Origin of the sequence: Phenylobacterium sp. (assembly GCF_035944335.1) — a bacterium.
GTDB lineage: Bacteria > Pseudomonadota > Alphaproteobacteria > Caulobacterales > Caulobacteraceae > Phenylobacterium.
The window spans coordinates 1-25,609 of record NZ_DASZBG010000076.1; the positions used below are offsets into that span (position 1 = coordinate 1).

At 69.9% G+C, this 25,609-nt stretch carries 29 protein-coding genes; 11 read left to right on the forward strand and 18 right to left on the reverse strand.

What is annotated here, in order from left to right; translation table 11 throughout:
• The 3 genes from eno to VGT80_RS12500 all read right to left on the reverse strand — a co-directional run.
• A partial coding sequence (eno, locus tag VGT80_RS12490; protein WP_327456251.1) for a phosphopyruvate hydratase occupies window positions 1-1,223 on the reverse strand: 1,223 nt, incomplete at its 3' end.
• A gap of 131 nt (window positions 1,224-1,354) precedes the next feature.
• Window positions 1,355-1,537 carry a 50S ribosomal protein L32 gene (gene rpmF / locus VGT80_RS12495; protein ID WP_327456253.1) on the reverse strand — a complete coding sequence of 61 codons (183 nt, stop codon included), beginning with the start codon at window positions 1,535-1,537 and terminating at the stop codon, window positions 1,355-1,357.
• Between the two features lie 80 nt (window positions 1,538-1,617).
• On the reverse strand, window positions 1,618-2,196 hold the full coding sequence (locus tag VGT80_RS12500) for a hypothetical protein (protein ID WP_327456255.1): 579 nt from the start codon (window positions 2,194-2,196) through the stop codon (window positions 1,618-1,620).
• Between the two features lie 92 nt (window positions 2,197-2,288).
• Between VGT80_RS12500 and VGT80_RS12505 the strand changes: the two genes are divergently transcribed.
• A complete protein-coding gene (locus VGT80_RS12505; protein WP_327456257.1) occupies window positions 2,289-2,699 on the forward strand; it encodes an MAPEG family protein in 411 nt (136 codons plus the stop codon).
• On the opposite strand, the gene VGT80_RS12510 is transcribed toward VGT80_RS12505, so the two are convergent.
• Entirely contained in the window at window positions 2,696-3,061 is a 366-nt protein-coding gene (locus VGT80_RS12510) for an MmcQ/YjbR family DNA-binding protein (RefSeq protein WP_327456260.1), read from the reverse strand. The two genes, VGT80_RS12505 and VGT80_RS12510, sit on opposite strands and share 4 nt — an antisense overlap.
• A complete protein-coding gene (locus VGT80_RS12515; RefSeq protein WP_327456262.1) occupies window positions 3,058-3,384 on the reverse strand; it encodes an MmcQ/YjbR family DNA-binding protein in 327 nt (108 codons plus the stop codon). Before VGT80_RS12515 ends, VGT80_RS12510 begins: the two co-directional genes overlap by 4 nt.
• A gap of 60 nt (window positions 3,385-3,444) precedes the next feature.
• Here VGT80_RS12515 and VGT80_RS12520 point away from each other — a divergent pair, with 60 nt between their 5' ends.
• The gene (locus VGT80_RS12520; protein WP_327456264.1) at window positions 3,445-4,221 is read left to right on the forward strand and encodes a dienelactone hydrolase family protein; all 777 of its coding nucleotides are present in this window, start codon (window positions 3,445-3,447) and stop codon (window positions 4,219-4,221) included.
• Here VGT80_RS12520 and VGT80_RS12525 read toward each other — a convergent pair.
• Window positions 4,218-5,858 (reverse strand): CTP synthase, encoded by a 1,641-nt coding sequence (locus tag VGT80_RS12525; RefSeq protein ID WP_327456266.1) that lies wholly within the window; start codon window positions 5,856-5,858, stop codon window positions 4,218-4,220. The two genes, VGT80_RS12520 and VGT80_RS12525, sit on opposite strands and share 4 nt — an antisense overlap.
• 66 nt (window positions 5,859-5,924) lie before the next feature.
• Window positions 5,925-6,374 carry a preprotein translocase subunit SecG gene (secG, locus tag VGT80_RS12530; protein ID WP_327456268.1) on the reverse strand — a complete coding sequence of 150 codons (450 nt, stop codon included), beginning with the start codon at window positions 6,372-6,374 and terminating at the stop codon, window positions 5,925-5,927.
• A gap of 116 nt (window positions 6,375-6,490) precedes the next feature.
• Here secG and VGT80_RS12535 point away from each other — a divergent pair, with 116 nt between their 5' ends.
• Window positions 6,491-7,030 carry a GNAT family N-acetyltransferase gene (locus VGT80_RS12535; RefSeq protein WP_327456270.1) on the forward strand — a complete coding sequence of 180 codons (540 nt, stop codon included), beginning with the start codon at window positions 6,491-6,493 and terminating at the stop codon, window positions 7,028-7,030.
• Here the strand turns inward: VGT80_RS12535 and VGT80_RS12540 are convergent.
• Entirely contained in the window at window positions 7,027-8,034 is a 1,008-nt protein-coding gene (locus tag VGT80_RS12540; RefSeq protein WP_327456272.1) for a M23 family metallopeptidase, read from the reverse strand. The genes VGT80_RS12535 and VGT80_RS12540 overlap by 4 nt on opposite strands.
• A 40-nt stretch (window positions 8,035-8,074) precedes the next feature.
• Complete coding sequence (gene tpiA, locus VGT80_RS12545; protein ID WP_327456274.1) at window positions 8,075-8,818, reverse strand: triose-phosphate isomerase; 744 nt, start codon at window positions 8,816-8,818, stop codon at window positions 8,075-8,077.
• 126 nt (window positions 8,819-8,944) lie between these two features.
• On the opposite strand from tpiA, the gene VGT80_RS12550 reads away from it, so the two are divergent.
• Both VGT80_RS12550 and trpE read left to right on the forward strand, forming a co-directional pair.
• On the forward strand, window positions 8,945-10,864 hold the full coding sequence (locus tag VGT80_RS12550; protein WP_327456276.1) for a peptidylprolyl isomerase: 1,920 nt from the start codon (window positions 8,945-8,947) through the stop codon (window positions 10,862-10,864).
• The gene (trpE, locus tag VGT80_RS12555) at window positions 10,861-12,396 is read left to right on the forward strand and encodes an anthranilate synthase component I (RefSeq protein WP_327456278.1); all 1,536 of its coding nucleotides are present in this window, start codon (window positions 10,861-10,863) and stop codon (window positions 12,394-12,396) included. Before VGT80_RS12550 ends, trpE begins: the two co-directional genes overlap by 4 nt.
• Here trpE and VGT80_RS12560 read toward each other — a convergent pair.
• From VGT80_RS12560 to VGT80_RS12575, 4 genes are all read right to left on the reverse strand, one after another.
• Window positions 12,393-12,872, reverse strand: a complete 480-nt coding sequence (locus VGT80_RS12560; RefSeq protein WP_327456280.1) for a VOC family protein — start codon at window positions 12,870-12,872, stop codon at window positions 12,393-12,395. The genes trpE and VGT80_RS12560 overlap by 4 nt on opposite strands.
• A 24-nt stretch (window positions 12,873-12,896) precedes the next feature.
• Window positions 12,897-13,295, reverse strand: coding sequence for a VOC family protein (locus VGT80_RS12565; protein WP_327456282.1), 399 nt, complete (start codon window positions 13,293-13,295; stop codon window positions 12,897-12,899).
• An 18-nt stretch (window positions 13,296-13,313) separates the two neighbouring features.
• Window positions 13,314-13,886: a TetR/AcrR family transcriptional regulator gene (locus VGT80_RS12570; RefSeq protein ID WP_327456284.1), complete on the reverse strand. Its 573-nt coding sequence runs from the start codon at window positions 13,884-13,886 to the stop codon at window positions 13,314-13,316.
• Window positions 13,887-14,021: 135 nt separating this feature from the next.
• The gene (locus VGT80_RS12575) at window positions 14,022-14,186 is read right to left on the reverse strand and encodes a hypothetical protein (RefSeq protein WP_327456286.1); all 165 of its coding nucleotides are present in this window, start codon (window positions 14,184-14,186) and stop codon (window positions 14,022-14,024) included.
• Between the two features lie 119 nt (window positions 14,187-14,305).
• On the opposite strand from VGT80_RS12575, the gene VGT80_RS12580 reads away from it, so the two are divergent.
• The 4 genes from VGT80_RS12580 to lexA all read left to right on the forward strand — a co-directional run bounded on the left by VGT80_RS12580 (window position 14,306) and on the right by lexA (window position 17,565).
• The gene (locus VGT80_RS12580) at window positions 14,306-14,896 is read left to right on the forward strand and encodes an aminodeoxychorismate/anthranilate synthase component II (protein WP_327456288.1); all 591 of its coding nucleotides are present in this window, start codon (window positions 14,306-14,308) and stop codon (window positions 14,894-14,896) included.
• Window positions 14,897-14,900: 4 nt separating this feature from the next.
• On the forward strand, window positions 14,901-15,926 hold the full coding sequence (trpD, locus tag VGT80_RS12585) for an anthranilate phosphoribosyltransferase (protein WP_327456290.1): 1,026 nt from the start codon (window positions 14,901-14,903) through the stop codon (window positions 15,924-15,926).
• Window positions 15,923-16,714, forward strand: coding sequence for an indole-3-glycerol phosphate synthase TrpC (gene trpC, locus VGT80_RS12590; protein WP_327456292.1), 792 nt, complete (start codon window positions 15,923-15,925; stop codon window positions 16,712-16,714). Before trpD ends, trpC begins: the two co-directional genes overlap by 4 nt.
• A 161-nt stretch (window positions 16,715-16,875) precedes the next feature.
• On the forward strand, window positions 16,876-17,565 hold the full coding sequence (gene lexA / locus VGT80_RS12595; protein ID WP_327456294.1) for a transcriptional repressor LexA: 690 nt from the start codon (window positions 16,876-16,878) through the stop codon (window positions 17,563-17,565).
• A gap of 5 nt (window positions 17,566-17,570) precedes the next feature.
• On the opposite strand, the gene VGT80_RS12600 is transcribed toward lexA, so the two are convergent.
• The gene (locus VGT80_RS12600) at window positions 17,571-17,855 is read right to left on the reverse strand and encodes a hypothetical protein (protein ID WP_327456296.1); all 285 of its coding nucleotides are present in this window, start codon (window positions 17,853-17,855) and stop codon (window positions 17,571-17,573) included.
• Window positions 17,852-20,050, reverse strand: a complete 2,199-nt coding sequence (locus VGT80_RS12605) for a ComEC/Rec2 family competence protein (protein ID WP_327456298.1) — start codon at window positions 20,048-20,050, stop codon at window positions 17,852-17,854. The genes VGT80_RS12600 and VGT80_RS12605 overlap by 4 nt, the downstream gene beginning before the upstream one ends.
• On the opposite strand from VGT80_RS12605, the gene gltX reads away from it, so the two are divergent.
• Both gltX and gltA read left to right on the forward strand, forming a co-directional pair.
• The gene (gene gltX / locus VGT80_RS12610; RefSeq protein WP_327456301.1) at window positions 20,049-21,467 is read left to right on the forward strand and encodes a glutamate--tRNA ligase; all 1,419 of its coding nucleotides are present in this window, start codon (window positions 20,049-20,051) and stop codon (window positions 21,465-21,467) included. The genes VGT80_RS12605 and gltX overlap by 2 nt on opposite strands.
• A gap of 58 nt (window positions 21,468-21,525) precedes the next feature.
• Window positions 21,526-22,809 (forward strand): citrate synthase, encoded by a 1,284-nt coding sequence (gltA, locus tag VGT80_RS12615; protein ID WP_327456303.1) that lies wholly within the window; start codon window positions 21,526-21,528, stop codon window positions 22,807-22,809.
• On the opposite strand, the gene lpxB is transcribed toward gltA, so the two are convergent.
• From lpxB to lpxA, 3 genes are read right to left on the reverse strand one after another with little or no spacing between them, the layout of a single operon-like run.
• On the reverse strand, window positions 22,806-23,957 hold the full coding sequence (gene lpxB / locus VGT80_RS12620) for a lipid-A-disaccharide synthase (RefSeq protein WP_327456356.1): 1,152 nt from the start codon (window positions 23,955-23,957) through the stop codon (window positions 22,806-22,808). The genes gltA and lpxB overlap by 4 nt on opposite strands.
• Before the next feature lie 24 nt (window positions 23,958-23,981).
• A complete protein-coding gene (lpxI, locus tag VGT80_RS12625) occupies window positions 23,982-24,812 on the reverse strand; it encodes a UDP-2,3-diacylglucosamine diphosphatase (RefSeq protein WP_327456305.1) in 831 nt (276 codons plus the stop codon).
• Window positions 24,812-25,609, reverse strand: coding sequence for an acyl-ACP--UDP-N-acetylglucosamine O-acyltransferase (gene lpxA / locus VGT80_RS12630; protein ID WP_327456307.1), 798 nt, complete (start codon window positions 25,607-25,609; stop codon window positions 24,812-24,814). Before lpxA ends, lpxI begins: the two co-directional genes overlap by 1 nt.

Below are 25,609 nucleotides of genomic sequence, written 5' to 3' on the forward strand. Positions count from 1 at the left end.
TCGATGCGCAGCAGCTGGTTGTACTTGGCCGTGCGGTCGGAGCGGGAGAGCGAGCCGGTCTTGATCTGCCCGCAGTTGGTGGCGACGGCGAGGTCGGCGATGGTCGAATCCTCGGTCTCGCCGGAGCGGTGGCTCATCACCGCGGTGTAGGCGTTGCGATGCGCCAGATCGACGGCCTCGAGGGTCTCCGACAGGGTGCCGATCTGGTTGACCTTCACCAAGATGGAATTGGCCAGGCCCTTCTTGATGCCCATGTCGAGGCGCTTGGGATTGGTCACGAACAGGTCGTCGCCGACGAGCTGGATCTTGGCCCCCAGCTTGTCGGTGAGCTGCTTCCAGCCGTCGAAGTCGTCCTCGGCGCAGCCGTCCTCGATGCTGACGATCGGGAAGCTGGCGGCGAGGTCGGCCAGGTAGTCGACCATGCCGGCCGGATCCAGCGTCTTGCCCTCGCCGGCCATCACGTACTTGCCGCCCTTGAAGAACTCGCTGGAGGCCGCGTCGAGGCCGAGCACGAAGTCGGCGCCGGGCTTGTAACCCGCGCTCTCGCCGGCCTTCATGATGAAGCTCAGCGCTTCCTTGGCCGTGGCGAGGTTCGGCGCGAAACCGCCCTCGTCACCGACGTTGGTGTTGTGGCCGGCGGCCATCAGCTGGTTCTTCAGGGCATGGAAGATCTCGGCGCCCATGCGCAGCGCCTCGGCGAAGGTGGCGGCGCCGGCCGGCAGGATCATGAATTCCTGGATGTCGATCGGATTGTCGGCGTGGGCGCCGCCGTTGATGATGTTCATCATCGGGACCGGCAGGACGCGCGCCGAGACGCCGCCCACGTACTTGTAGAGCGGCAGGGCCGCGGAGCTCGCCGCCGCCTTGGCCGTCGCCAGGCTGACGCCCAGGATGGCGTTGGCGCCCAGCCGGCCCTTGTTGGCCGTGCCGTCGAGGTCGATCAGCATCTGGTCGATGCGCCGCTGGTCCTCGGCGTCGGAGCCGGACAGCGCGTCGTAGATCTCGCCGTTCACCGCATCGACCGCCTGGGTCACGCCCTTGCCGCCGTAGCGCGTCTTGTCGCCGTCGCGTTTCTCGACCGCTTCGTGCGCGCCCGTGGAGGCGCCGGAGGGCACGGCCGCGCGCCCCATGGCGCCGTCCTCCAGGATCACGTCGACCTCCACCGTGGGATTGCCGCGGCTGTCGAGGATCTCGCGGGCGACGATGTCGACGATCTCGGTCATGGGGGTCCTCTGGCGGTCTGCGGGGGCGCGGGACGGATAGCCAGCTTCCGGGTCCCGGGCAACGGCGGTGGAATCGAAAACGCCGGCCGCGTGGGCGACCGGCGTCTCAGCAGACCACGAGGTCTGGAAGCCTAGTCTTCCTTCGGCGTGAGGACCTGGCGGCCTTTGTACATGCCGGTCTTCAGGTCGACGTGGTGGGGCCGCTTCAGCTCGCCGGTTTCCTTGTCCTCGACGAAGGAGTTGGCGGGCAGGGCGTGGTGCGAGCGGCGCATGTTGCGCCGGGACGGAGAGACTTTGCGCTTGGGAACGGCCATCGAAGTTCTCGAAATGATGACGGCGGCCGGGTGAGGCCGCCGATGTGAGCGGCGGTGTATGCATGAAACCCCGTGCGCGATCAAGCCGCCCGGCAGAAGGCCGGCGCATCTCCCTTGGCCCTGAACAGCGTCGTCACGATCGCGGGCCGCCTGCCCTTGTCTTCCCGGCGGGTCACGATGGCCAGCACCCAGGGCTGCGGCCCCTCGCTGCACCAGGCCACCCGGCGACCGCCCGATTCGGCGGGGTAGGTCTGGCCTTCCCGCAGCACCAGGCCGTGGTCCGCGACGGCCGCCAGCACCTGGCGGCTGAGGGTGTCCGGGTCTCCGCGCTCGCTGGAGCTCGAACAGCTGCCGTCCTGCCATGCGACAACGAACACCCGGCCGAGCGAGGCCAGCCGCCAGGCCTGGTCTGCGGAGGTTCCGCCGGCGCCGCGGGCGTCCACCTTCAGCAGCCTGTTGGCCACGGCCACCGGTCCGACCGACCGGTTCTCCATCATGGCGCGCAGGCAGACCTTTTCGAAGGCCACCTTCATGGCCGCCTCAGGCGAGGTGAGCGCCGCCCACGGCGCAGGTTCCAGCGGCAGCGGGCCTTCATTGGCCATGGCCGTTCCGACCGAGAGGGCGGCGGCGACGCCGAGCAGAATACCGATCTTGCGCATCTCGCCCTCCGAGCCGTTGGGGAACTCTGCATCGGCGGCTGGGCATAGTCACGGGCTCGCGGTAGCGTTCGGCTCGGTCAAAGGGGGCAACCATGCCGCAGCAGATGATCTTCGCGCCGATGGGCGTGCTGGCCTTCCTGACCCTGGCCGTCCTCGCCATCCTGCCCTTTCGGCGTTTCGCCGCCGGCCGCGCGGGACGGGTCACGGCCGAGGATTTCCGGTTCGGCGAGTCGCCCCGCGTGCCCGGCGACGTCTCGATCCCCAACCGCAACATGATGAACCTGCTCGAAGTGCCGCTGCTCTTCTACGTCGCGTGCCTGATGTTTTTCGTGGCCGGCAAGGTCGACGGCGTCGTGCTCGTCGTCGCCTGGACCTATGTGGCGCTGCGGGTGATCCATTCGCTGATCCATCTGACCTACAACAAGGTCATGCACCGGCTGATCCCCTTCGCGGCCAGCAACCTGGTGCTGGTCGCCTTCTGGATTCTGTTCTTCGTCCGCTAGGCTGGCGCGTTCGAGAGCCGCTTTGGCGCGACGTGCGTCCAGGCGAGCCGCACCAGGGTCGCCAGCGCCTCCGCGTCCAGCTCGCCCAGCCGCACATAGGTCCAACCGTGGTGGCCGTAGGTTTCGGTGGGCGTCACCGCGCCTGGATGGGCCGCGGCCATGTTGAGCTGGTCCTCGCGGTCGAGCTTCAGGACGGCGACGTCGGCGCCGTCCAGGCCCATGAACCCCTGCCCGCCCGGCTGGGAAAGCATGGCGAAGATGCGGGCCTTCACGCGGAACGTGGGCTTGCCGCGATGGGTGTCCTCGTAGGCCTCAGGCAGGCCGAGAGCCGCGCGGCGCAGGTCGTCGGGCCCGCAGTTCATGCCAGCAGCCGCTTCGGCGCAACCCTCGCCCAGGCCATCCGCATCAGGTCGGTCAGGCGCGCGTCTTCGATCCCGGGGAAACAAAGGTAGGTGGCGCCCTTCTGGCCCCAGTAGCCGGGCACAGGCCAGATCACCTCGGGGTTGTCGGCGACCAGATTGCGCTGATCCTCTGGGTCGAACTTCAACATCATCCGCGGCTCGGTGCGGCTGAGGGTGCAGAAGATCTTGGTGTTCACCCGGAAGGACGCGCTCTCGAAGTGTGGCGCCTCATAGGCCTCCGGCATGGAGAGCGCGATGCGGCGGACATCTTCGTGGGTGAGCATGGCGCCAGCTTAGCACAGGGCCGCATTGACGCTGTCAGGCCGGGCGGCGAGGTTGGCGCCATGCCGGTCCGCACCTCCTACGTCGCCTTCGCCACGCCCACGCTCACCGTGGCGGGCAAGCTCAACACCATGGCCAATGCGCCAGGCCCGACGCCTGGCGTGGTGATCTGCCATGGCTCGGACGGTGTCGACGGGCGCGGCGAGTTCCATGCCGCGGCCCTGAACGCCGCCGGGGTCGCCACCCTGGAGATCGACATGTGGGCGGCGCGTGGCTCGGCCCGCGGCGCGGCGGCGCGGCCCCGCAGCCCCGTCGAGACCCTGCCCGACGCCTTCGCCGCCAAGGCCTTCCTCGCCGCCCAGCCCGAGGTGGACGGCGGGCGCATCGGCATCATGGGCTTTTCATGGGGTGGCGTGGTGACCCTGCTGGCGGCCGCCCAGGCGACGCAAGGGTTGTCCGGCGACACGCCCGGCTTCCGCGGTCACGTGGCGCTCTATCCCGTCTGCTGGGCCTATGAGCAGGTCCCGGGCCTGTCGCTGGCCGATCTCACCGGCGCGCCGGTGCTGATCCAGACCGGCGACGCCGACGCCTATGACGATCCCGACGGCCTGGACCAGCTCATGGCCCGCCTGCCGCCGGCGAGCCGGGCTGTGATCCGCGGCGTCACTCACCCCGGCGCCGGCCATGGCTTCGACCGCGACCTGCCGGCCCAGACCATCGTCGACCCCTTCGCCCACAAGGGCCAGGGGGGACCGGTGCTGATGGAATTCCATCCGAAGGCGGCGAGACGGGCGCGCGAGCTGACGGTGGCGTTCTTCGAAGAAGCGCTTGGCGCCTAGACCAACCGGCTCCGCTCCTTGGCTGCGCCGATGAAGCTGGCGAACAGGGGGTGCGGCTCGAAGGGGCGGCTCTTGAGTTCGGGGTGGTACTGCACGCCGATGAACCACGGGTGGTCGGCGCGCTCGCACAGCTCCGGCAAGACGCCGTCCGGCGACAGGCCGGTGAAGTGCAGGCCGGTCCCCTCGATGGCCTCGCGGTAGGCGATATTGACCTCGTAGCGGTGGCGGTGACGCTCGGAAATGGTCGGTGTCCCGTAGATCTCCGCCACGCGGGAGCCGGGCTGCAGCACCGCCTCGTAGGCGCCGCAGCGCATGGTGCCGCCGAGCTCGCCGTCCACCGCGCGGAATTCCTTGTCGTTGCCCTTGGTCCACTCGGTCATCAGGCCGACGATGGGCTCGGAGGTGGGACCGAACTCGGTGGACGAGGCCTGGTGGATGCCGGCCAAGTTCCGCGCCGCCTCGATCATCGCCATCTGCATGCCGAAGCAGATGCCGAAATAGGGGATGGCGTGCTCGCGGGCGAACTGCACCGCGCGGATCATGCCCTCGGAGCCGCGCTCCCCGAACGCCCCCGGCACCAGCACCCCATGGACGCCGGCCAGCCGCTCGCGGATCAGCGCCTCGTCCTTCTCGAAGGCCTCGCCCTCGATCCAGTCGAATCGGACCCGGACCGTGTTGGCCAGGCCCCCGTGGATCAGCGCCTCGATCAGCGATTTGTAGGCGTCGGTGAGCGCGGTGTACTTGCCGACGATGGCGATGGTCACCTCGCCGTCCGGGTGGCTGATGGTGTGGACGATGTCCTGCCAGCGCGACAGGTCCGGCGCCGGGGCGACGTCGGTGAGGCCGAAGACCTCCAGCACCTCCCGGTCCAGCCCCTGCAGATGGTAGTCGAGCGGCACGGCGTAGATGTTCGAGCTGTCCATCGCCTGGATGACGGCGCTCGGGCGCACGTTGCAGAACTGGGCGATCTTCTTGCGCTCGCCCTCGGGGATCTCCTGCTCGCAGCGGCAGAGCAGGATGTCCGGCTGGATGCCGATGGAGCGCAGCTCCTTCACCGAGTGCTGGGTCGGCTTGGTCTTCATCTCCCCAGCGGTCTTGATGAACGGCAACAGGGTCAGGTGGATGAAGCAGGCGTGGTGGCGCGGCAGCTCCTGGCCAAGCTGGCGGATCGCCTCGAAGAACGGCAGGCCCTCGATGTCGCCCACCGTGCCGCCGACCTCGACCAGCACGAAGTCAACCCCCTCGCCCGGATCGGAGAGCACGAAATCCTGGATCTCGCCGGTGACGTGGGGGATCACCTGGACCGTGGCGCCGAGGTAGTCTCCCCGCCGCTCCTTCTCGATGATCGTCTTGTAGATCTGGCCGGTGGTGATGTTGTCGCCACGGGTGGCGTTGACGCCCGTGAACCGCTCGTAGTGGCCGAGGTCGAGGTCGGTTTCGGCGCCGTCGTCGGTCACGAAGACCTCGCCGTGCTGATAGGGGCTCATGGTCCCCGGATCGACGTTCAGATAGGGGTCGAGCTTGCGCAGGCGGACCTTGTAGCCCCGCGCCTGCAGCAGCGCGCCAAGGGCGGCGGAAGCGAGACCTTTACCCAATGAGGAGACCACGCCGCCGGTGATGAAGATGTACCGGGCCATGGGCGTTCAGGTTAGCAGCGATTCGCCCCTCACGAGGCTCAAAAGAGGGCGCTTATCCACCGAAGATCAGGGCTTGGCGGGCGGGGGCGGCGCGGAGCCGGCCGGAGCGTCGCCGAGGAAGGGGTTGTGCACGGTGGGCTTGGGCGCCTGGAAGGGCGCAGGCGCCGTCTGCGGGGCGGGCGCGCCGGGCTGCGCCTGGCCGGCGGGCGCCTGTTGCTGCGGCGGCTGGTTCAGGCTCGCCGGATTGATCGCGTCCACCTTCAGCCGGTCGACCACCGAGGCGGCGCCGCGCTCGCGGCCGGCCAGCACGGTCAGCACCAGGGCGAGGGTGAAGAACAGGGCCGCCAGGATCCAGGTGGTGCGGGTCATCAGGTCGCCCGCGCCCCGCGTCGTCATGAAGCCGGAGGGGCCGCCGCCCACGCCCAGCACCCCGCCCTCGGAGCGCTGCAGCAGCACCACGATGATGAGCATCACGCTGACGATGAACTCGAAGACCAGCAGGAGGGTGAGCAGCATGCGCTTGACGGGTCCGGTGCGTTCGGGCGGCAACACCACGCCGAAATGAAGCGCGCGCTCTATCACCGAGCCCACGCCATGGCCATACCTAGGTCGTCGCAGCCCTTTGACAAGACATGATCTCCATCGCCAAGCGCCCCGCCATCCTTGAGACCGAGCGGTTGCGCCTGCAGCCCATGACCGAGGCGGACGCCGAACGGGTCTTTCCGCTGATGGACGATCCGGAAGTGATGGCCTTCTGGGACGTCCCGGAAATCGACGATCCGGATCTGGTCGCCGGCATCGTTGCGGCGCAGGTCGCCGAGATGGCGGCAGGCGACGCCTTCCACTGGTCGATCCGCTCGCTGGCCGACGACAGCTTCATCGGCACCTGCGACCTCTCGGAGATCGAGCGCCGCCACAAGCGCGCCGAGGTCGGCTTCATGCTCGGTCGCGACACCTGGGGCCAGGGCTATGCGCTGGAAGCGATGCAGGCGGTGACGGGATTTGCGGCGACGACCGGCCTGCGCCGGCTGACCGCCCGCACCCATCTGGGCAACCGCCGCTCAGAGGCGCTGCTGGAAAAGCTCGGCTTCAGCGAAGAGGGTCTGCTGCGCGGCCACGTCTGGCGGGACGGCGAGCGGCGCGACTGCCGCCTCTGGGGGCTCCTGCTCTAGCCGCCGATCATGGTGGTGAAGTCGCGGCTCAGCACCGCCGTGCCTTCGCGCAGAACCTGGTAGCGGGCGGTGTAGCGCCCCACCGCCCAGCCCGCTGTCGGCCGCCTGGCGACGATGTACGCCAACCATTGGGCCTTGGAATGGTCGAGCGGCGCCAGCTGCGACCGGCCCAGCACCGCCCCGCCCGGCGCGCTGAGCTGCATGGCGATCACGTCGCCGGACTTCAGATTGATCGCCCGCGCATAGGCCACCAGGACGGGCGCGGCCCCATCCGGCGCGGCGACCTGCCCGGCCTCCACGTCGGCCATGGTCGCCGGCTGAGCCGCGAAGCCAACGTTCAGCACCGCCCCCGGCTTGTAGGTGAGCTGCGCCAGCGCGGCCGGCGACCACAGGGGGGCTTCGGCGTGGCAGGCGTTGGCCGCCCCCGCATTGGGCGCGAACGGATCGACCACGACGCCCGCGTGACGGACGGTGATGTGCATGTGCGGATATTCGGTGTTGCCGGAGAGGCCCACGTGACCGAGCGGCGTCCCGGCCGCCACCGTCTGGCCGACCGTGACCGAGAGGCTGCCGCGGGCCATGTGGCAGTACTGGGTCTCCCAGCCGCCGCCGTGGTCGATGACCACGCCGTTGCCGCAGTCCTGGCCGTTGAGCGGCGGGGCTGCCGGGTCTCTGATGGAGATGTCTGGGCGGCCGTCGTGCAGGCGCGCGACGCGGCCGGGGGCGGCGGCCAGCACCGCGACCCCGCGCCGCTGGGCCGCCATGTCGAGCACGCGGATGTCGACGCCGTTGTGCTTATCGTAGGTCTCCGAGCTGCAGCGGTAGTCGCTCGCCCCCGGCCCCGGGTCGCGGTCGACGTAGTTCTGCACCTCGCAGCTGACGCCGATCTTGCAGGCCAGCGGGAAGGCCAGCGACGGCGGCCCCTCCCCGGCGGCGCGCGCGGACGCGACGACGCCCAGCAAGGCCAGGCCGGCGGCGAGCGCGACGGATGGGAGGGTGTTCATACGGATCAGCATCGCCAGCGCTAGGGACGCAAATGTGACCTCACACCGCGCGGACGATCGCCAGGAAGTCCTCGGCCTTCAGCGAGGCTCCGCCGACCAGGGCGCCGCCGACCTCGGCCGCATGCAGAATCTCCCGCGCGTTCGAAGGTTTCACGGAGCCGCCGTAGAGGATGGGCGCGGCCGCGCTGGCGGCGCCGAACATTTCGCTGAGCGTTGCGCGGATGGCCCGGTGCATCTCCTCGATCTCGGAGGTGGTGGGGGTCAGGCCCGTGCCGATCGCCCAGACCGGCTCATAGGCCACGGAGAAGGCCTTGCCGGCCAGGTCCGCGGGCAAAGAGCCCCTCACCTGCCCGGTCACCACGGCGAGCGCGTGGCCGGCCTTGCGCTCCTCCAGGGTCTCGCCGACACAGACGATGGGCTCGAGGCCCGCGGCGAGCGCGGCCTGCGTCTTGCGGGCGACGATCTCGTCGGTCTCGCGATAGCCGGTGCGGCGCTCCGAATGGCCGAGGATCACCAGCTTGGCGCCCGCGTCGGCCAGCATCTGGGCCGAGACATCGCCGGTGAAGGCGCCGGACATCTCCCAGTGCGCGTCCTGGCCGCCCACCAGCACCTCCGTTCCGCTCAGCATCTCGCACATCTGATGGATCAGCAGGTTCGGCGGGCAGATCGCCACCCGGGCGCGGCTCCCGGCGGCGCCGTTGGCGATGGCGCGGGCCTCGGCGAGCGAGGCGCGCAGGCCGTTCATCTTCCAGTTTCCGGCGATCAGCGGGGTGGGCGCAGCCATGCATCCTCTCTGCGAACGGTGACCTGGGCGCGGTTAAGCCAAGCCGGCGGCGAAGTCACGCGCTTGCGGGCCGGGACGGGCCTCCACTATACCGGCCCCTCTGTTTGCGCCCCGGAAAGGGACTAGATGCTCGCCGCCATCCGCGTCTTCGCGAAATCCTGGGTCGCCGCCGTCCTCATGGGGCTGCTGATCGTCAGCTTCGCGCTGTGGGGAATCCGCGACGTGTTCCGCGGCCACATAAGCGACGCGGTGATCACCGCCGGCTCGCGCACCATTTCCTCGGTCGACTTCAAGCGCGAGTTCGATCGCCAGAAGGCCCAGTACGAGCAGCAGGCCGGCCAGCCGATCCCCAACGACGTGGCCGCGGCCAACGGCCTCGACCGCCAGGTTCTGGAGGGGCTGGCGACGCGCGAGGCGTTCTCCGAGCTCCTGATCAAGATGGGCCTCAAGCCCTCCGACAAGCTGGTGGTCGGCGAAATCCAGAAGATTCCGGCCTTCTTCGACCCCGTCTCGGGCCGCTTCGACAAGAAGTCCTACCAGCAGCGGCTGGGCGACAACGGCCTGACCGTCGCCACCTTCGAGCAGATGGTCCGCGACGACCTCGCCGAGCAGCATTTCGGCACGGGCGTGATCGGCGGGCTGATGACCCCGCGCAGCTATACCGCCATGGCCGCGGTGTTTGGGCTCGAGAACCGCGACATCGCCCTCTTGGCCGTGGGTCCGCAGAACGTCGCCCAGCCCGCGGCGCCCACCGACCAGCAGCTCGCCGATTTCATGAAGGAGATCGGGCCCAAGCTGATGCGCCCCGAATTCCGGGCGATCTCCATTGTCCGGTTCAGCCCCAGCCAGGTGAACGTCGCCGGGCCGGTGGACCAGGCCGAGGTCCTGAAGCGCTACAACTTCCGCAAGGACACGCTGTCCAAGCCCGAGACGCGCACCATCGTCGACATTCCGGCGAAGGACGCGGCCACCGCGGCGCAGATCACGGCCCGCCTCGGCAAGGGCGAAGCCCCGACCGCGATCGCCAAGTCGCTCGGCGTGGCGGCGATCACCTATCCCGACAAGCCGCAGAGCGCGATCCCGGACACCAAGGTGGCCGCCGCGGCCTTCCAGATGACGTCCGGCGAGACGCGCACCGTGCCGGGCTCGCTGGGCCTGGCGGTCGTCCACGTGGACCATGTGACGCCCGGCCATACGGTGACCCTCGACGAGATCCGCCCGGCCCTGGAAGCCGAGGTCCGCAAGGACGCCGCGGCCACCAAGATCGACGCCCTGACCCAGGCCTATGACGACGCCCACACCAAGGGCGCGACGCTGCCGGAAGCGGCCGCCAAGGCGGGCGTCCCGGTGACCAGCCTGCCGCCGGTCGCCAAACAGGGCGTGGACCAGCAGGGCAAGCCGGTCCCTGGCCTGACTCCGAAGATCGTCGACGCCGCCTTTTCCCTGCCGCCCGGCGGCGAGAGCGAGCTGGTGGACGCCGGCGGCGGCGAATATTTCGCGCTGAAGGTCGACAAGGTGATCCCCCCGGCCGTCCCGCCCATGGCCGAGATCAAGCCGAAGCTAGCGCAGGCCTGGACCATGCGCGAGCTTGGGACCCGCATGGCGGCCAAGGCCGACGAGCTGGCGGCGCGGGTGAAGAAGGGCGAGAGCCTCGAGGCCGTTGCGGCCTCGGCCGGCGCCAAGGTGCTGCGCGTGCCGGGGCTGAACCGCCAGAACGCAGGTCAGAACCAGCAGCTGTCGCAAGAGATCCTGGCGCAGACCTTCACCGGCAAGGCGGGCGACGTGTTCACCGCCCAGACCGCCCAGGCCTTCGTGGTCGGCAAGATCGAGGCGATCCGGCTGGCCGACACCGAGAGCATGGCCCGCGCCGTCGAGACCAACCGCCCACAGATGACCGAGGCCTACCTGCGCGAGCTGCTGACGGCGGCCCGCGCCTCGGCTCGCCAGAGGATCAAGGTCACCATCGATCCGGCCCGCGCCCGAGCCGCGCTCGGTCTCGAACCGGACATCGCCAAGCCCGCGGGCAAGCCTGGCCTGGCGAAGTGAAGCTGGAGCCTGAGTTTGCCGGCTTCGACGCCGTCTACCAGGCTGGGACGCCGCAGCTCGTCTGGACGCGCCTGATCGACGACCTGGAGACGCCGGTCTCGGCCTATCTCAAGATCGGCCACGGGCGGCCCTACGCCTTCCTGTTCGAGGCGGTCGAGGGCGGCGCCTATCGGGGGCGCTATTCGTTCATCACCCTCGATCCGGACCTCGTCTGGCGCTGCCGCGGCGACCAGGCCGAGGTCGCCGAGGGCGAGCACATTGCCGTCGGCAAGTTCGCGCCGCAGCCGGGCGGCGCGCTGGACAGCCTGCGCGACCTGCTGGCCGCCTCGCGGATCGAGCTGCCGCCCGGGATGCCACCGATGGCGGCCGGCGTGTTCGGGGCCATGGGCTACGACATGATCCGGCTCGTCGAGCACCTGCCCGATGTCAATCCCGACCCGCTCGACCTGCCCGACGGGGTGATGACGCGGCCGTCCGTGGTGGCGGTGTTCGATTCCATCGGCCAGGAGATCCTGCTGGCGACCGCGGTGCGGCCCGGCGGGACCAGCGCCCGCGAGGCCTATGCCGCGGCGCAAACCCGCCTCGCCGCCGTTGTCGCCGACCTCGGCCGTCCGACCCCGCGCCTGGTGGGCAACGCCGAACCCCAGGCCGACAGCTTCACCACGCCGGTGAGCCGCGAGACCTATCGCGAGATCGTCGACCGGGCGAAGGACTACATCCGGGCCGGCGACGTCTTCCAGGTGGTGCCGAGCCACCGGTTCCGGCAGCCGTTCGATCGCGACCCGTTCGCCCTCTATCGGTCGCTGCGCCGGACCAATCCCTCGCCCTTCCTGTTCTACCTGAACTTCGGCGACTTCCAGCTGGCCGGCTCCTCTCCCGAGATCTTGGTTCGCCTGCGCGACGGCAAGATCACCATCCGCCCGCTGGCCGGCACCCGCCCGCGCGGCGCGACCCCCACCGAGGACGCCGCTCTCGAGCAGGAGCTGATCGCCGACCCCAAGGAACGCGCCGAGCACCTGATGCTGCTCGACCTGGGGCGCAACGACGTCGGCCGCGTGGCCATGCTCAAGGAGCCGGGCGCGAACGAGCCGAAGGCCGCGCCCGCCCGCAGCCCCCGCGTGCGGGTGACCGCCAGCTTCTTCGTTGAGCGCTACAGCCACGTGATGCACCTGGTCTCCAACGTCGAGGGTGATGCGCCCGAGGGGCTGGATCCGGTGGACGTGGTGATGGCCGCCCTGCCCGCCGGCACGCTCTCGGGCGCGCCCAAGGTGCGGGCCATGGAGATCATCGACGAACTGGAGATCGAGAAGCGCGGGATCGGCTACGCGGGGGCCGCGGGGTATTTCGGCTGCGACGGCTCGGTCGACACCTGCATCGTGCTGCGCACCGCCCTCTTTAAGGACGGAGTGATGTACGTCCAGGCCGGCGGCGGCGTGGTGGCCGACTCAGACCCCGACGCCGAATACGACGAGACCCTGCAGAAGGCCCGCGCCCTGCGGCAGGCGGCGGAGGAGAGTTGGCGGTTCGTCTAACCGGGCTGGAACAGCTCGACCGGATTGCCGGAGGGATCCTCCAGCAGAATCTCATTCCCGCCCAACCCATGGACGATGCCGTTGCGGAAGTGGACGCCCTGGCTGCGCAGCCGGTCCACCTCCGCCTGCAGGTCGGGCACGTAGAGCACGATGCGGTTCCAGCCGCCGGGCGCCGGGCGCTGGCCATTGGGCATGGGCTGGGAGGCCCCGCCGGGTCCCTTGACGGGGCTGAGCAGCAGCTGGACGTCGCCGCGGGTCAAGAGGGCGAAGAATGGGCCCGACTGAGCGACCAGCTTGAAGCCCAGCTTGCCGGCATAGAAGGCGACCGACCCCTGGATGTCGGTGACCATGTAGCGTATCCGCGCTACGCCCAGGGCGGCCGGCTTGTCGAACCGGTCCGGCTGGGCCTGGGCATTGGCGGCGCCAGCGTCGAGGACGAGCGTCAGGGCGAGTGCGATCATTGCCGTGGGTTTCATGCCGGTCTCCTTGGCTGGGATTGCTCAGCGGGCCGGCGCGAAGGCCACCGCGGGCTGGAAGATCTCGACCAGGTTGCCGGAGGGGTCCTCCGCCAGGATCTGCGATCCGCCGGGGCCAACGACGATCTCGTTGCGAAACGTCACGCCCTCCCCGCGCAGGCGCTCGACCTCGGCGGCAATGTCCTCGACGACGAACTGGAAGCGGTTCCAGCCACCGGGCTCGGGCTGGCGGCCGTCCGGCATCGGCCGGCCGGCGGAGGCGGTCCTGCCGCTCAGCAGCAGCCGAAGCGGGTGGCGCTCCACAGCGGCAAAGGCGGGGGCGCCGTTGAGCTGCACGCTGAAGCCCAGATGGCCGACGTACCAGTCGACGGACTGCTGCACGTCGCTGACCATGTACCGCAGGTTCACATGACTCTCGCTCATGGGTGGGTCCTTCTCAGGTCATGGCGCAAGCGCGCGCCGGAGCAGGCTGTGCAGAGCGGCCCGGATGGCCGCGCGGTCGCCCCCGCCGGCCACGGCGCGGGCGGCCTCGTCGATGGCGGCGAAGATCAGGCGCGCCGTGGGCTCCGGATCGACCGGCCCGAAGGCCCCGGCCTCCTGGCCCGCGCGGATCACGGCGCAGAGCCGCAGGATTCCGTTGTCGGCGAGCGGCCGGCGTTCGGCGAAATCCGAATGGAACAGCGCCTCGCCGACGCCCTGGCGCGCGGCGGCGAAGTCGATGAAGGCCGCCGCCTGGGATTCCACCAAGCCTGGCCAGTCCACCGGCCCATCGACCTCGCTCGGCAGCGGATAGGCCGCGTCAAACGCCGACACCAACCGCTCGCGGACCGTCACCAGCAGGTCGTCCCAGGTCGGGAAGTAGAGGAAGAATGTGCCCTTGGCGACGCCGGCCTCGCGGACCACGTCCTCCACCCGGACGTGGGAGCCGTGGGCTTGCAGCAGCCGTTCGGCCGCCTCGACGATCTCGCGTTTGCGCGCCTCGGGCTGGAGGCGCCGGCGCCGCGGCCTATCCATCGGATTTCCCTAGTGACCGACAGTCACTAACTACTGACCGCCGGTCAGTGTCAAGTCGGCGAACGCCGCGCAAGCGCACGGCCCCATGACTCGGCCAAGGGTCGAAAGCGGGCGTCGAGCCCCCGCGGGGCCGCCTTACGGCCCGGGCTTCAGCACGTGTTCGCTGATCACCGGCGGCGCCATGATCATGGCGGTGGCGAAGGCCAGCGCCGAGAGCGCCAGCAGACCGGCCGCTCCCAGCACCGGCCACAGCCGCTCGCGCGGCTTGGGCGGTTCCAGGAGGGTGCGGGCTCGGGCCATGGCCTCGGAGTCCAGCGCTGATTCGGTAAACGACATCTTGGCCGGCAGGATCGCCGGAGTCGCCTCGGGCAACAATCCACGCGCTTGGCGGATGGAACCGCAAGGCCTAGATGGGGCCCATGATCCTGGTGATCGATAACTACGACAGCTTCACCTACAACCTGGTTCATTATCTCAATGAACTGGGCGCGGAGACGCTCGTCCATCGCAACGATGCGATCTCGGTCCAGGAAGCGCTCGGGCTCAAGCCTGAAGGCATCCTGCTCTCGCCGGGGCCCTGCACGCCCAACGAAGCCGGTATCTGCCTGCCCCTGCTGCGCGCCGCGCCCGACGACATGCCGGTGCTCGGCGTCTGTCTCGGCCATCAGTCGATCGGCCAGGCCTATGGCGGCGAGGTGGTGCGCGCCCAGGCCCTGATGCACGGCAAGACCAGCGCCATCCACCACACCGGCAAGGGCGTGTTCGAGGGCCTCAAGAACCCCTTCACGGCCACGCGCTATCACAGTCTTTCGGTGAAGAAGGAAAGCCTGCCCGACGTCCTCGAGGTCACCGCCTGGACCGACGACGGCGAGATCATGGGCTTCCAGCACAGGACGCGCCCGGTGCACGGCGTGCAGTTCCACCCGGAATCCATCGCCACCGAATGCGGCCACGATCTGCTGGCCAATTTCCTCGCGATCGCCGGCGTGAGGCGCCTGGCGCAGGCCTAGCCGCATGTCCGACGCCTTCAAGCCGCTGCTCAGCCGCCTGGCCGATGGCGCGACCCTGTCCGAGGCCGACGCCGGGGCGTTCTTCACCGCCTGCCTGCGCGGCGAGCCGACCCCGGCCCAGGTGGCCGCGGCGCTGACCGCCATGCGGATGCGCGGCGAGACGGTGGGGGAGATCACCGCCTGTGCGCGCGCCATGCGCAAGGCTGCGGTGATGCTGGATCACGGCTTCCAGGTGATCGATGTCTGCGGCACCGGCGGCGACGGCCTGCACACGCTCAATATCTCGACGGCGGTGGGGTTCGTGGCGGCCGGCGGCGGGCTGAAGGTCGCCAAGCACGGCAACCGGGCGCTGACCTCGAAGTCGGGCGCCGCCGATGTGCTGGGCGAATTGGGCGTCAATATCGCCGCCACCCAGGCCCAGCAGTTGCGGGCGCTCGACGAGGCCGGCATCTGCTTCATGTTCGCCCCGGCGCACCACGGCTCCATGCGCCACGTCTCGCCGATCCGCGCGGAGCTCGGGTTCAGAACCGTCTTCAACCTCTTGGGACCGCTCGCCAATCCGGCCGCCGCGCAGCGCCAACTGCTGGGCGTCTTCGACAGCCGCTGGGTCGAGCCGCTGGCCCGTGTGCTCGGCGCCCTGGGCTCCGAGCGGGCCTGGACGGTGCACGGCCAGGGCATGGACGAGATCACCACCACCGGCGAGACCCAGGTCGCCGAATGGCGTGACGGCCAGGTGCGCCTGTTCCGCATCACGCCCGAAGCCGTGGGCCTGAAGCGCGCGGCCCTGGCGGACCTGACCGGCGGGACGCCGAAGGAGAACGCCAAGGCGCTGCGCGAGCTGCTGGCCGGCGCCAAAGGCCCGTACCGCGATATCGTGCTGCTCAATGCGGCCGCGGCCTTTCTGGTGGCCGATAGGGTCGAGACCCTGGCCGAAGGCGTGGAGCTGGCCGGGCAGGTCATCGACGACGGGCGCGCCCAGGCGGCGCTGGCCCGGCTCGTGGAGATCACCGCGGCGGCCGAGCCGGCATGAGCGACATCCTGAGCCAGATCGCCGCCTACAAGCGCGAGGAGGTCGCCGCGCGCAAGGCGGCGCGTCCGCTGGCCGAGATCGAGGCCGCGGCCAAGGCGGCCGATGCGCCGCGCGGCTTCCGGGCGGCGCTGGAGGGCGCCCATGCGCCGGGCAAGCTGGCGCTGATCGCCGAGATCAAAAAGGCGTCGCCGTCCAAGGGCCTGATCCGCGAGGATTTCGATCCCCCGGCGCTCGCGCGGGCCTATGAGGCCGGCGGCGCGGCGTGCCTGTCGGTGCTGACCGACAGGCCGAGCTTCCAGGGCGCCGATGCCTATCTCGCCGCCGCCCGCGCGGCGACCGCCCTGCCCTGCCTGCGTAAGGAGTTCCTGGTCGACCCCTGGCAGGCGGCCGAAAGCCGCGCGCTGGGCGCCGACGCCATCCTGGTGATCCTGGCGATGGTCGATGATCGCGTCGCCGGCGAACTGATCGCCGCGGGCCGCGCTCATGGCATGGACGTGCTGGTCGAGGTCCACGACGAGCCCGAGATGGACCGCGCGGGCGCGCTCGGCGCGGACCTGGTGGGCGTCAACAACCGCGATCTTCGGACCTTCGTTGTCGATCTCGCCGTGACCGAGCGGCTGGCCGCTCGGGCGCCGGTGGGTGCGTTGCTGGTCACTGAGAGCGGCGTCTTCACCCCTGCCGACGCGGCGCGTCTGGAACGGGCCGGCGCGGGCGCCATGCTGGTGGGCGAGAGCCTGATGCGCCAGGCCGACGTGACCGCCGCGACCCGCGCCCTGCTCGCCGCCTAGCGAATCCCTGGCCGGCGAGTCGCTGTGCCGCCGTCGCCAAGTCGCTGATTTCGCGGCGTTTCGCGCAATAACTTGACATTAACCCGGAACACCTAGAGAACATTCATCGACGTTGGCGCTTTGTTCTCGAAGCGTCACAAGGAGTTTTCGAGGTCGCCGCCATGCTCACGCGCAAGCAGCACGAATTGCTCATGTTCATCCATGAGCGGATCAAGGAAAGCGGGGTCTCCCCCTCTTTCGACGAAATGAAGGACGCCTTAGGGCTGGCGTCCAAGTCCGGCATCCACCGGCTGATCACCGCCCTGGAAGAGCGCGGCTTCCTGCGCCGCCTGCCGCACCGGGCCCGGGCGCTGGAGGTGACCAAGCTGCCGAGCCAGGCCACCGCGGCCGCCCCGCCGAAAGGCCGGGCGCCGTTCAAGCCACAGCTCGTCGAGGCCGGCGCCGACGCGCCCGGCGCCTCCAACGACAGCCGCGACCTGCCGATCCTCGGCAAGATCGCCGCCGGCACGCCGATCGAGGCGATCCAGCAGGAGCGCGACCGCATCCCGGTGCCGGAAAGCATGCTGGGCGCCGGCGAGCACTTCGTCCTGGAGATCCAGGGCGACTCGATGATCCACGCCGGTATCCTCGACGGCGACTTCGTGATCATCCGGCGCACCAGCACCGCCCAGTCCGGCGAGATCGTCGTGGCCCTGGTCAATGGTGAGGAAGCCACCCTCAAGCGCCTGCGCAAGAAAGGCGCCTCGATCGCGCTGGAGGCCGCCAACCCGGCTTACGAGACCCGCATCTTCGGTCCCGACCAGGTGGCCGTGCAGGGCAAGCTGGTCGGCCTGATCCGCCGCTACCAGTAGCCGGCTCAGCCCTCGGCATATTCGAAGTCGATCAGATAGACGCTCTCGCCGGACCCGTGCCGGGCGACGCTCATCAGGTCGTCGAGGCTCGCGAAGCCGGACCGGCGGGAGAGATCCTCGGTGATGTCCTCGAGGTCGATGTGCTGGATCCGCGTGACGGTCACGTGGCCCGCGTCCATGGCGTAGCGGCCGCCCACCTTCACCTGCAGCCGGCGCCAGATGCGCACCGTGCAGGTGACGTCCCCGCGGGCGATGGGGTCGCGCAGGCGCCGGGTGAAACTCAGGCTCATCGGAGGTCCGCGCCCCAGGTCCAGGGCCGTCGGCCGCGCAGGTCCTGCGCCCACAGCGCCTTCCAGCTTCCGTCCGGCTGACGGAACAGCTCGGCCGAGCCGCCGCGCTCGAAATCCTCGCCGCTCAAGACGAGCTTGCCGGGACAGGTCCCCGGCTGGAAGCGGTCCCGAAGGACGATCAGTTCAGCGTTGTCGCAGATCGCGGCCAGGCGCTCCGGCTTCAGCTCGCGCTTGACGTTCCAGGCCGCGGCGATGCGCACCGGCGCGCCCGGCTTTGGCAGGCAGCTCCAGTGGTCGCAATCGTAGGCGAGGTCGCGCAACTCCGCCCCGCCGGACGGGTCGAGGCCGCGCCGGCGCGCCCAGAGATCGGCTCCGAACAGCTTCACGTCCGGCCGGAAGAGGATGGCGGCCTTGGCGCTGCGCACCGCCAGCGCCGCGCCATCGCCGCTCACCCAGGCATCCGGCGTCGCGGGCTTGGGGGTCAGCGAGACGGCGAGTGCGAACGGCAGGCCGATCCAGCGCAGCGGCCCCTTCCAGAGGCAGAGCCACAGCAGGCCCAGGAAGGCCGCCGCCAGGGTCCAGTTGGGGCCGCTGGCCACGGTGATCTGCGAGAACGGCGCCTCGGCCACGGTGTGCGACACCCAGTTGATCATGCGGATGGCGAATCCCGCCACGGCGAGCGGGCCGTCACCCCAGCCGAAGGGCGCGAGCACCGCGCCCAGCGCCAGGCCCGGCATCATCAGGAAGGTGGAGATCGGGTCGCTGAGCAGGTTGGAGACCAGGCCCCAGGTGGAGATCCGATTGAAGTGCTGCATGGCGAAGGGACCCGTCGCCGCGCCCGCCACGAAGCTCGCCGCCACCGCCGCTGTCAGCCAGGCGCCCAGGGTCTGGACCGCGCGGATCGGCCAGGGCGCATTGATCTCCCGCACCGAGCGCGGCCAGAGCTCGGCCAGCGCCACCAGGGCCGCGGTGGCGGCGAAGGACATCTGGAAGCCGGGCTGGGTCACCGCCTCGGGCTGTAGCAGCAGCACGGCGATGGCCGCGACGGCCAGGGCATGCAGGCTGATCGCCTGGCGGTCGACCAGCATGGCGCCGAACGCGATACAGGCGGTGATGGCCGAGCGCTCGGCGGGGGGCGGCCAGCCGGAGAGCACCAGGTAGCTGAGCACCGCGGCGAGCGCCAAGGCGGCGGCGAGCTTCTTGCCGTTGATGCGCAAGGCGAGCCACGGGATGGCGGCGATCAGCAGCCGCAGGGCGGCGAACACGAAGCCGCCGACGATGGCCATGTGCAGGCCGGAGATCGAGGTGATGTGCGCCAGGCCCGAGGCGCGCAGGTCGGCCACCTGCTGCGGCGGGATGAAGGCGTCGTGGCCGGTCGTCATGGCCGCGGCGAGGCCGCCCTCCTCCACGCCCAGCGCCTCGATGATCCGACGGGTCAGGGCCCAGCGGGTGGCGTTGATGCGCATGGTCAGCCGCAGCCGCCATGGCGCGGGCGCATCCGGCGTCCAGCTCTGCGGCGTGCCGAGCGCGAAGCCGACGCCGCCGACGCTCTGGAAATAGGCGTCGCGGGCGAAGTCGTAGGAGCCGGGGCTGGCCGGCTGCGGCGGCGCATTGAGGATGACCAGCAGGCTGATCGGCTCGCCGGGCGATGGTGTGTAGCCGTTCTTCAGCGTCACCCGCACGCGGGTGGGCGTCGCCGTCGCCGGCCAGTCGCCGACATGGGCCGGGGCGATCAGCAGCCGCCGTCCGCCCTGGCCGGGGCTGGCGATATCGACAACCCAGCCCTCGAGCCGCGCGGGGGGCCCCTTGAGCGGCGCGGTCGGCGAGCGCACGTGATCGGTCCTGAGTTTGGCGACGGAGAACCCGCCGATCCCGGCGGCCAGCAGAACCATTGCGGCCATCAGCGCCCGCCCCGGCCGCCAGCGAGCCGCGGCGGCCAGCAGGGCCCCGGCGACGGCTACGCCCAGCCAGCCGATCCAGGGCTGCGGCTCGCGCGGCAGGGCGAAGTAGAGGCCCGCGCCGCTACCCAGCGCCACCGGGGTCCAGAGCGTCCACCGATCGGCCTGGCGCGCCGCCTGGGCCGCCACCCACGCCCCGGTCAGCGCGAGGCTAGGTAGCTGGCGAATCCGCGTGCTAAGAGGCCCGGCCCAGGCGACGCCGTGCGCCGCCGCCTCCCCAGACCCCTCGATCTCCATGTCCGCCAAATCCCGCTCTGGCCCCGTCGTCACCCGGATCGCCCCCTCGCCCACCGGCATGATGCACATTGGCACGGCCCGGGTGGCGCTTTTCAACTGGCTTTATGCGCGCCACACCGGCGGCAAGTTCCTGCTGCGCATCGAGGACACCGACCGGGAGCGCTCCACGGAGGCCGCCGTCCAGGTGATCTTCGACGGGCTGAACTGGCTCGGGTTGGAGGCCGACGAGGCGCCGGTGTTCCAGTTCGCCCGCGCCGAGCGCCATCGCGCGGCCGTGGACGAACTGCTGGCCCGCGGCGGCGCCTATAGGGACTTCATGACGCCCGAGGAACTGGACGCCGAGCGCGAGGTCGCCCGGGCGCAGGGCCGGGTGGTGCGCTCCCCGTGGCGCGACCGCTCGCCCAACGACGCGCCGGACCGGCCGTTCGTGGTGCGGCTGAAAGCGCCGCTGACCGGCGAGACCCTCGTCGACGACCAGGTGAAGGGCCCGGTGCGGTTCGAGAACGAGAACCTCGACGACCTGATCCTGCTTCGGACAGACGGCTCGCCGACCTACAACCTCGCCGTCGTGGTCGACGACCACGAGATGGGGGTCACCCACGTGATCCGCGGCGATGATCACCTGAACAACGCCGCCCGCCAGACCCTGATCTACCAGGGGCTCGGCTGGGACGTGCCGGTCTGGGCCCACCTGCCGATGATCAACGGGCCGGATGGCAAGAAGCTCTCCAAGCGGCACGGCTCGCAGGCGGTCAGCGAGTTCGCCGACATGGGCTACCTGCCGGAGGCTCTGCGCAACTACCTCGCCAAGCTCGGCTGGGGACACGGCGACGACGAGATCTTCTCCGACGACCAGGCGATCTCCTGGTTCGACATCAAGGACGTGGTGAGCGCGCCGGCCCGGTTGGATTGGGACAAGCTCAACCACCTCAACAATCACTATATCCGCGAGGCGGACGCCGGGCGGCTCACGGCGCTGACCGAAGAGATCCTGAAGAGCCGCGACTGGAAGCTGAAGAGCACGGACCGCGCGCTGATCGAGCGCACCATTCCCTTGGTCAGAGACGGAGCCAAGACCCTGCTGGACCTGGCCGACGGCGTGGTCTTCGTGCTCCGGACCCGGCCGCTGGAGCTGCCGCCCAATGCGCTGGAGATGCTGACCGATGAGGTCCGCGGCCGGCTGACCCGCCTGCGCGACGACGTCGCCGAAGCCAACGACTGGACCGTCCCGGGCCTCGAAGCCCGCATCCGCGCGTTCGCCGAACGCGAGGGCGTCGGCATCGGCAAATTCGGGGCGCCGCTGCGCATGGTGCTGGGCGGCGGATCGCCGGCCCCGGACCTGGCGAGCACCCTGGTGTCGCTGGGGAAAGACGAAAGCCTCGGCCGTCTCGACGACGCCCTTTCGCTGGTGCGGTAAAGCGCTATAAGGCCGTTCGAACAGGCGTTTCAGTTTCTCGCGAATTCAGGGGATCCGCATGGGCGACACGGCGAAGATCGACATCGACGGAAAGACCATCGAACTGCCCGTGCTCAAGGGCACGCTCGGTCCCGACGTGATCGACATCCGCAAGTTCTACGCCGATAGCGACGCCTTCACCTACGATCCCGGCTACACCTCGACCGCCTCGTGCGAGAGCAAGATCACCTTCATCGACGGCGACAAGGGCATCCTCCTCCACCGCGGCTATCCGATCGACCAACTGGCCGAACAGTCGAGCTTCCTGGAGGTCTGCTACCTGCTGCTGCACGGCGAGCTGCCGACCGCCGCGGAATTCGCCGAGTTCGACCGCAACATCACCTACCACACGATGCTGCACGACCAGTTCGACAGGTTTTTCCAAGGCTTCCGTCGAGATGCTCACCCGATGGCGATCATGGTCGGCGCGGTCGGCGCGCTCTCGGCCTTCTATCACGACAGCACCGACATCAACGATCCCGAGCAGCGGATGATCTCCGCTCATCGGATGATCGCCAAGATGCCGACCATCGCGGCCCGAGCCTTCAAATATTTCCGCGGCCAGCCCTTCGTGCATCCGCGCAACGAGCTCTCCTACGCGGAGAACTTCCTGAAGATGAGCTTCTCCGTCCCGGCCGAGGACTGGAAGCCCAATCCGGTGCTGACGCGGGCCATGGACCGCATCTTCATCCTGCACGCCGACCATGAGCAGAACGCGTCCACCTCGACGGTGCGCTCGTCGGGCTCGTCGGGCGCCAACCCGTTTGCCTGCATCGCCGCCGGCATCGCCTGCCTCTGGGGTCCCGCGCACGGCGGGGCGAACGAGGAAGCGCTGAACATGCTCAAGGAGATCGGCACGGTCGACCGCATCCCCGAGTACGTCCAGGGCGTGAAGGACCGGCGCTACCGACTGATGGGCTTCGGCCACCGGGTGTACAAGAACTACGACCCGCGCGCGAAGGTCATGCAGACGACCTGCCACGAAGTGCTCGACGAGGTCGGCGACAGCGACGATCCGTTGCTGAAGGTGGCCATGGAGCTCGAGAAGATCGCGCTCAACGACCCCTATTTCATCGAGCGCAAGCTCTACCCGAACGTGGACTTCTATTCCGGCATCACCCTGCGCGCCCTGGGCTTCCCGCCCGAGATGTTCACCGTGCTGTTCGCGGTCGCCCGCACGGTCGGCTGGATCGCCCAGTGGAAAGAGATGATCGAGGATCCGGCCTACAAGATCAGCCGGCCGCGCCAGCTCTATACCGGCGCCACCCAGCGCGACTATGTGGCGGTGAACAAGCGGGGCTAGGTTCCGCGCCGCGCTTCAACGACCTTCAGGACGGCGTCGGCGGCGGCTTCGGACGGATCCGGACCGCCGCGTCCCATCTTGTCCAGCGCCGCCGACTGCGCAGCGACCTGGGCCGCGCGGAGCTGCGGATCGTCGAGTCGCTTAGCCACTTCCGCCGCCAGCTCGGGGCCGTTGCAGTGCTCCTGGATCAGCTCGGGCGCGACGAAGGCCTGGGCGGCGATGTTGAACAGCGTCACATAGGGCGTGCGGATCAGCCGGCGCACGATGACCGCCGTCACCGGCCCCAGCCTGTAACCCACAACCATCGGCACGCCGGCCAGCGCCAGCTCCGTGGTCACCGTGCCCGAGCAGGCGAGCGCGACGGTCGCCGCCTTCATGGCGTCGAGCTTGCCGGTTTCCCCCTCGATGACGTGCGCCCGCTGCGGCCAGCCGGCGACCCGCGCCTTGACCGCCTCGGCGACGGTGGGCGCGGCCGGGATGACGATCAGCAGGTCCGGTCGCCTGGCCTTCAGGAGGCTCACCGCCGCTTCGAAGGCCGGCAGCACGCGCGCGATTTCGCCCGGGCGGCTGCCGGGCAGAACCAGCAGGATCGGCTGGTCGGGCGCCGCGCCGATCTCTGCGCGCAGCCGCTTCGGGTCGGCCTTGGAGAAATCCAGCGTCAGGGCGGCGTTGCCGACGAAGGTCACCGGCAACCCTTCCGCTTCGAAGTAGGGCGCGTCGAAGGCGTGGATGGAGAGCAGATGGTCGACGGCCTGCGCGAGCGTCCGGGCCCGCCCGGGACGGGTCGCCCAGACCTGCGGGCCCACATATTTGATGACCGGCAGCCGGGGATCGAGGGTCTTGAGGCGCTGTGCGACGCGCAGGGTGAAGCCCCAGGAATCGATCAGCACCGCCACGTCGGGCTTTTCGCGCGCGGCCAGCGCGGCGGTCTCATCGGCGCGGCGCACCACGCGGGGATAGGCGAGCAGGCCCTCCAGCAGGCCCAGGATCGACAGCTCGGAGATGTCGAAAGGGCTTTTCACGCCCTCGGCGGCCATGCGCTCCCCGCCGACGCCTACGAAGCGGACGTCCTGCCCCAGTCGAGCCTTGAGCGCCCGCGCCAGGCCCGCGCCACGGTCGTCGCCGGACGCCTCGGCGGCGACCAGCATCACCGTCAGCGGCCCGGCCACGCCTTAGGGCTCCACGCCCAGGATGAACAGGCCCAGGTCATCGGCCGCGGCGATCACCGCCTCGCGGTCGAGCACGATCAGCCGCCCCGCCTCGCCCACTATGCCGCACAGCCCGACGCTGGCCGCGGCCTGGACGGTGGCCAGGCCAATGGTCGGCATGTCCACCCGGGTCTCCTGGATCGGCTTGGGGGCCTTGGCGAGCACGCCGGCCGGCGCGCCCGGCTTGCCGCGGACGGCCTCCGGCAAGTCGCCGACGCGGGCCAGCATCGCCGCGGTGCCTTCCTGCGCCTCGAGCGCCAGCACAAGGCCGCGAGCGACGACGGCGGCCTGCCCAATGTCGAGCCGGCCGATGGCGCGCGCCACCTCCAGCGCCCGCATGGCGTCGGCGCGGTCGCGCTCGCTCGGCGCATGGGCGCCCAGCGCGCCGGCCGGCAGGGTCAGGTCCTCCATCACCTCGTGCGCGCCCTCGACCCGGAAGCCTTCCTTCTCGAATTCATGCACCAGGAAGCGGAGCAGCGCATCGTCGCCCTTGGTGGCCGCCAGGATCGCCCCCGGCAGGGCGGCCAGTCCGCGCAGGTCCGGCACGAGGGCGGAAAAGTCGGGCCGCGCGACATTGCCGACCAGACAGACCGCCTCGCAGCCGGCGCGGCGCAAGAGCTTGAAGCACTTGCCGAGCTCGGCGATGCCCACCTCCGCGCCGGCGTAGGGCGCAAGATCAGGTCCAGCGAACCCCTTCAGGCGCATGACGAACAGCGGGCGGCCGGAGCGCTGGCAGTGCTGCGCGATCTCCACCGGCAGACCGCCGCCGCCGGCGATCAGGCCCAGCTTCTCCATCACACCTCGCGTTCGGGCAGGCAGAGCGGCCGGCTGGCGTCGGCGCGGATGAAGTCGATGATCTCCATGACCTCGGCGCTGTCCGAATAGCTTTCGATCGTGCCCTCAAGGCGTTCCTGAAAGGTGCCTTCGTCGGCGAACAGCAGGCGATAGGCGGCGCGCAGCGTATTGATGCTCTCGCGGCTGAAACCGCGGCGCTTCAACCCGACCAGGTTCAGCCCCTCGAGGTGGGCGTGGTTGCCCCAGACCGAGCCATAGGGGATCACGTCTTTCACCACGGCCGCCAGGCCGCCGATGAAGGCGTAGCGGCCGACGCGGCAGAACTGGTGCACGGCGGCCAGCCCACCGACGATCACATAGTCGCCGATCAGGCAGTGGCCGCCGAGCGTCGCCTGCTTCGTCAGGATGACGTTGTCGCCCACGAGGCAATCGTGGCCGACGTGGCTCTCGATCATATAGAGCCCGTTCGAGCCGACCTTGGTCACGCCGCCGCCGTGGACGGTGCCGAGGTTCATGGTCGCGTGTTCGCGGATCAGGTTGTCGTCGCCGATGACCAGCCGGGTGTCCTCGCCCTTGTAGGCGGTGTGCTGGGGCGGCCCGCCGAGCACGGCGAACGGCCAGATGTCGTTGCGGGCGCCGATCTCGGTCGCGCCATCGATGACCACATGGGATCTCAGCTTGGTGTCCGCGCCGATGCGTGCGCGCGGGCCGATCACGCAGAACGGTCCGATGGAGACGCCGTCGGCGAGCTCCGCGCCCTTGCCGACGATTGCGGTCGGATGGATTTCGACGCCCAA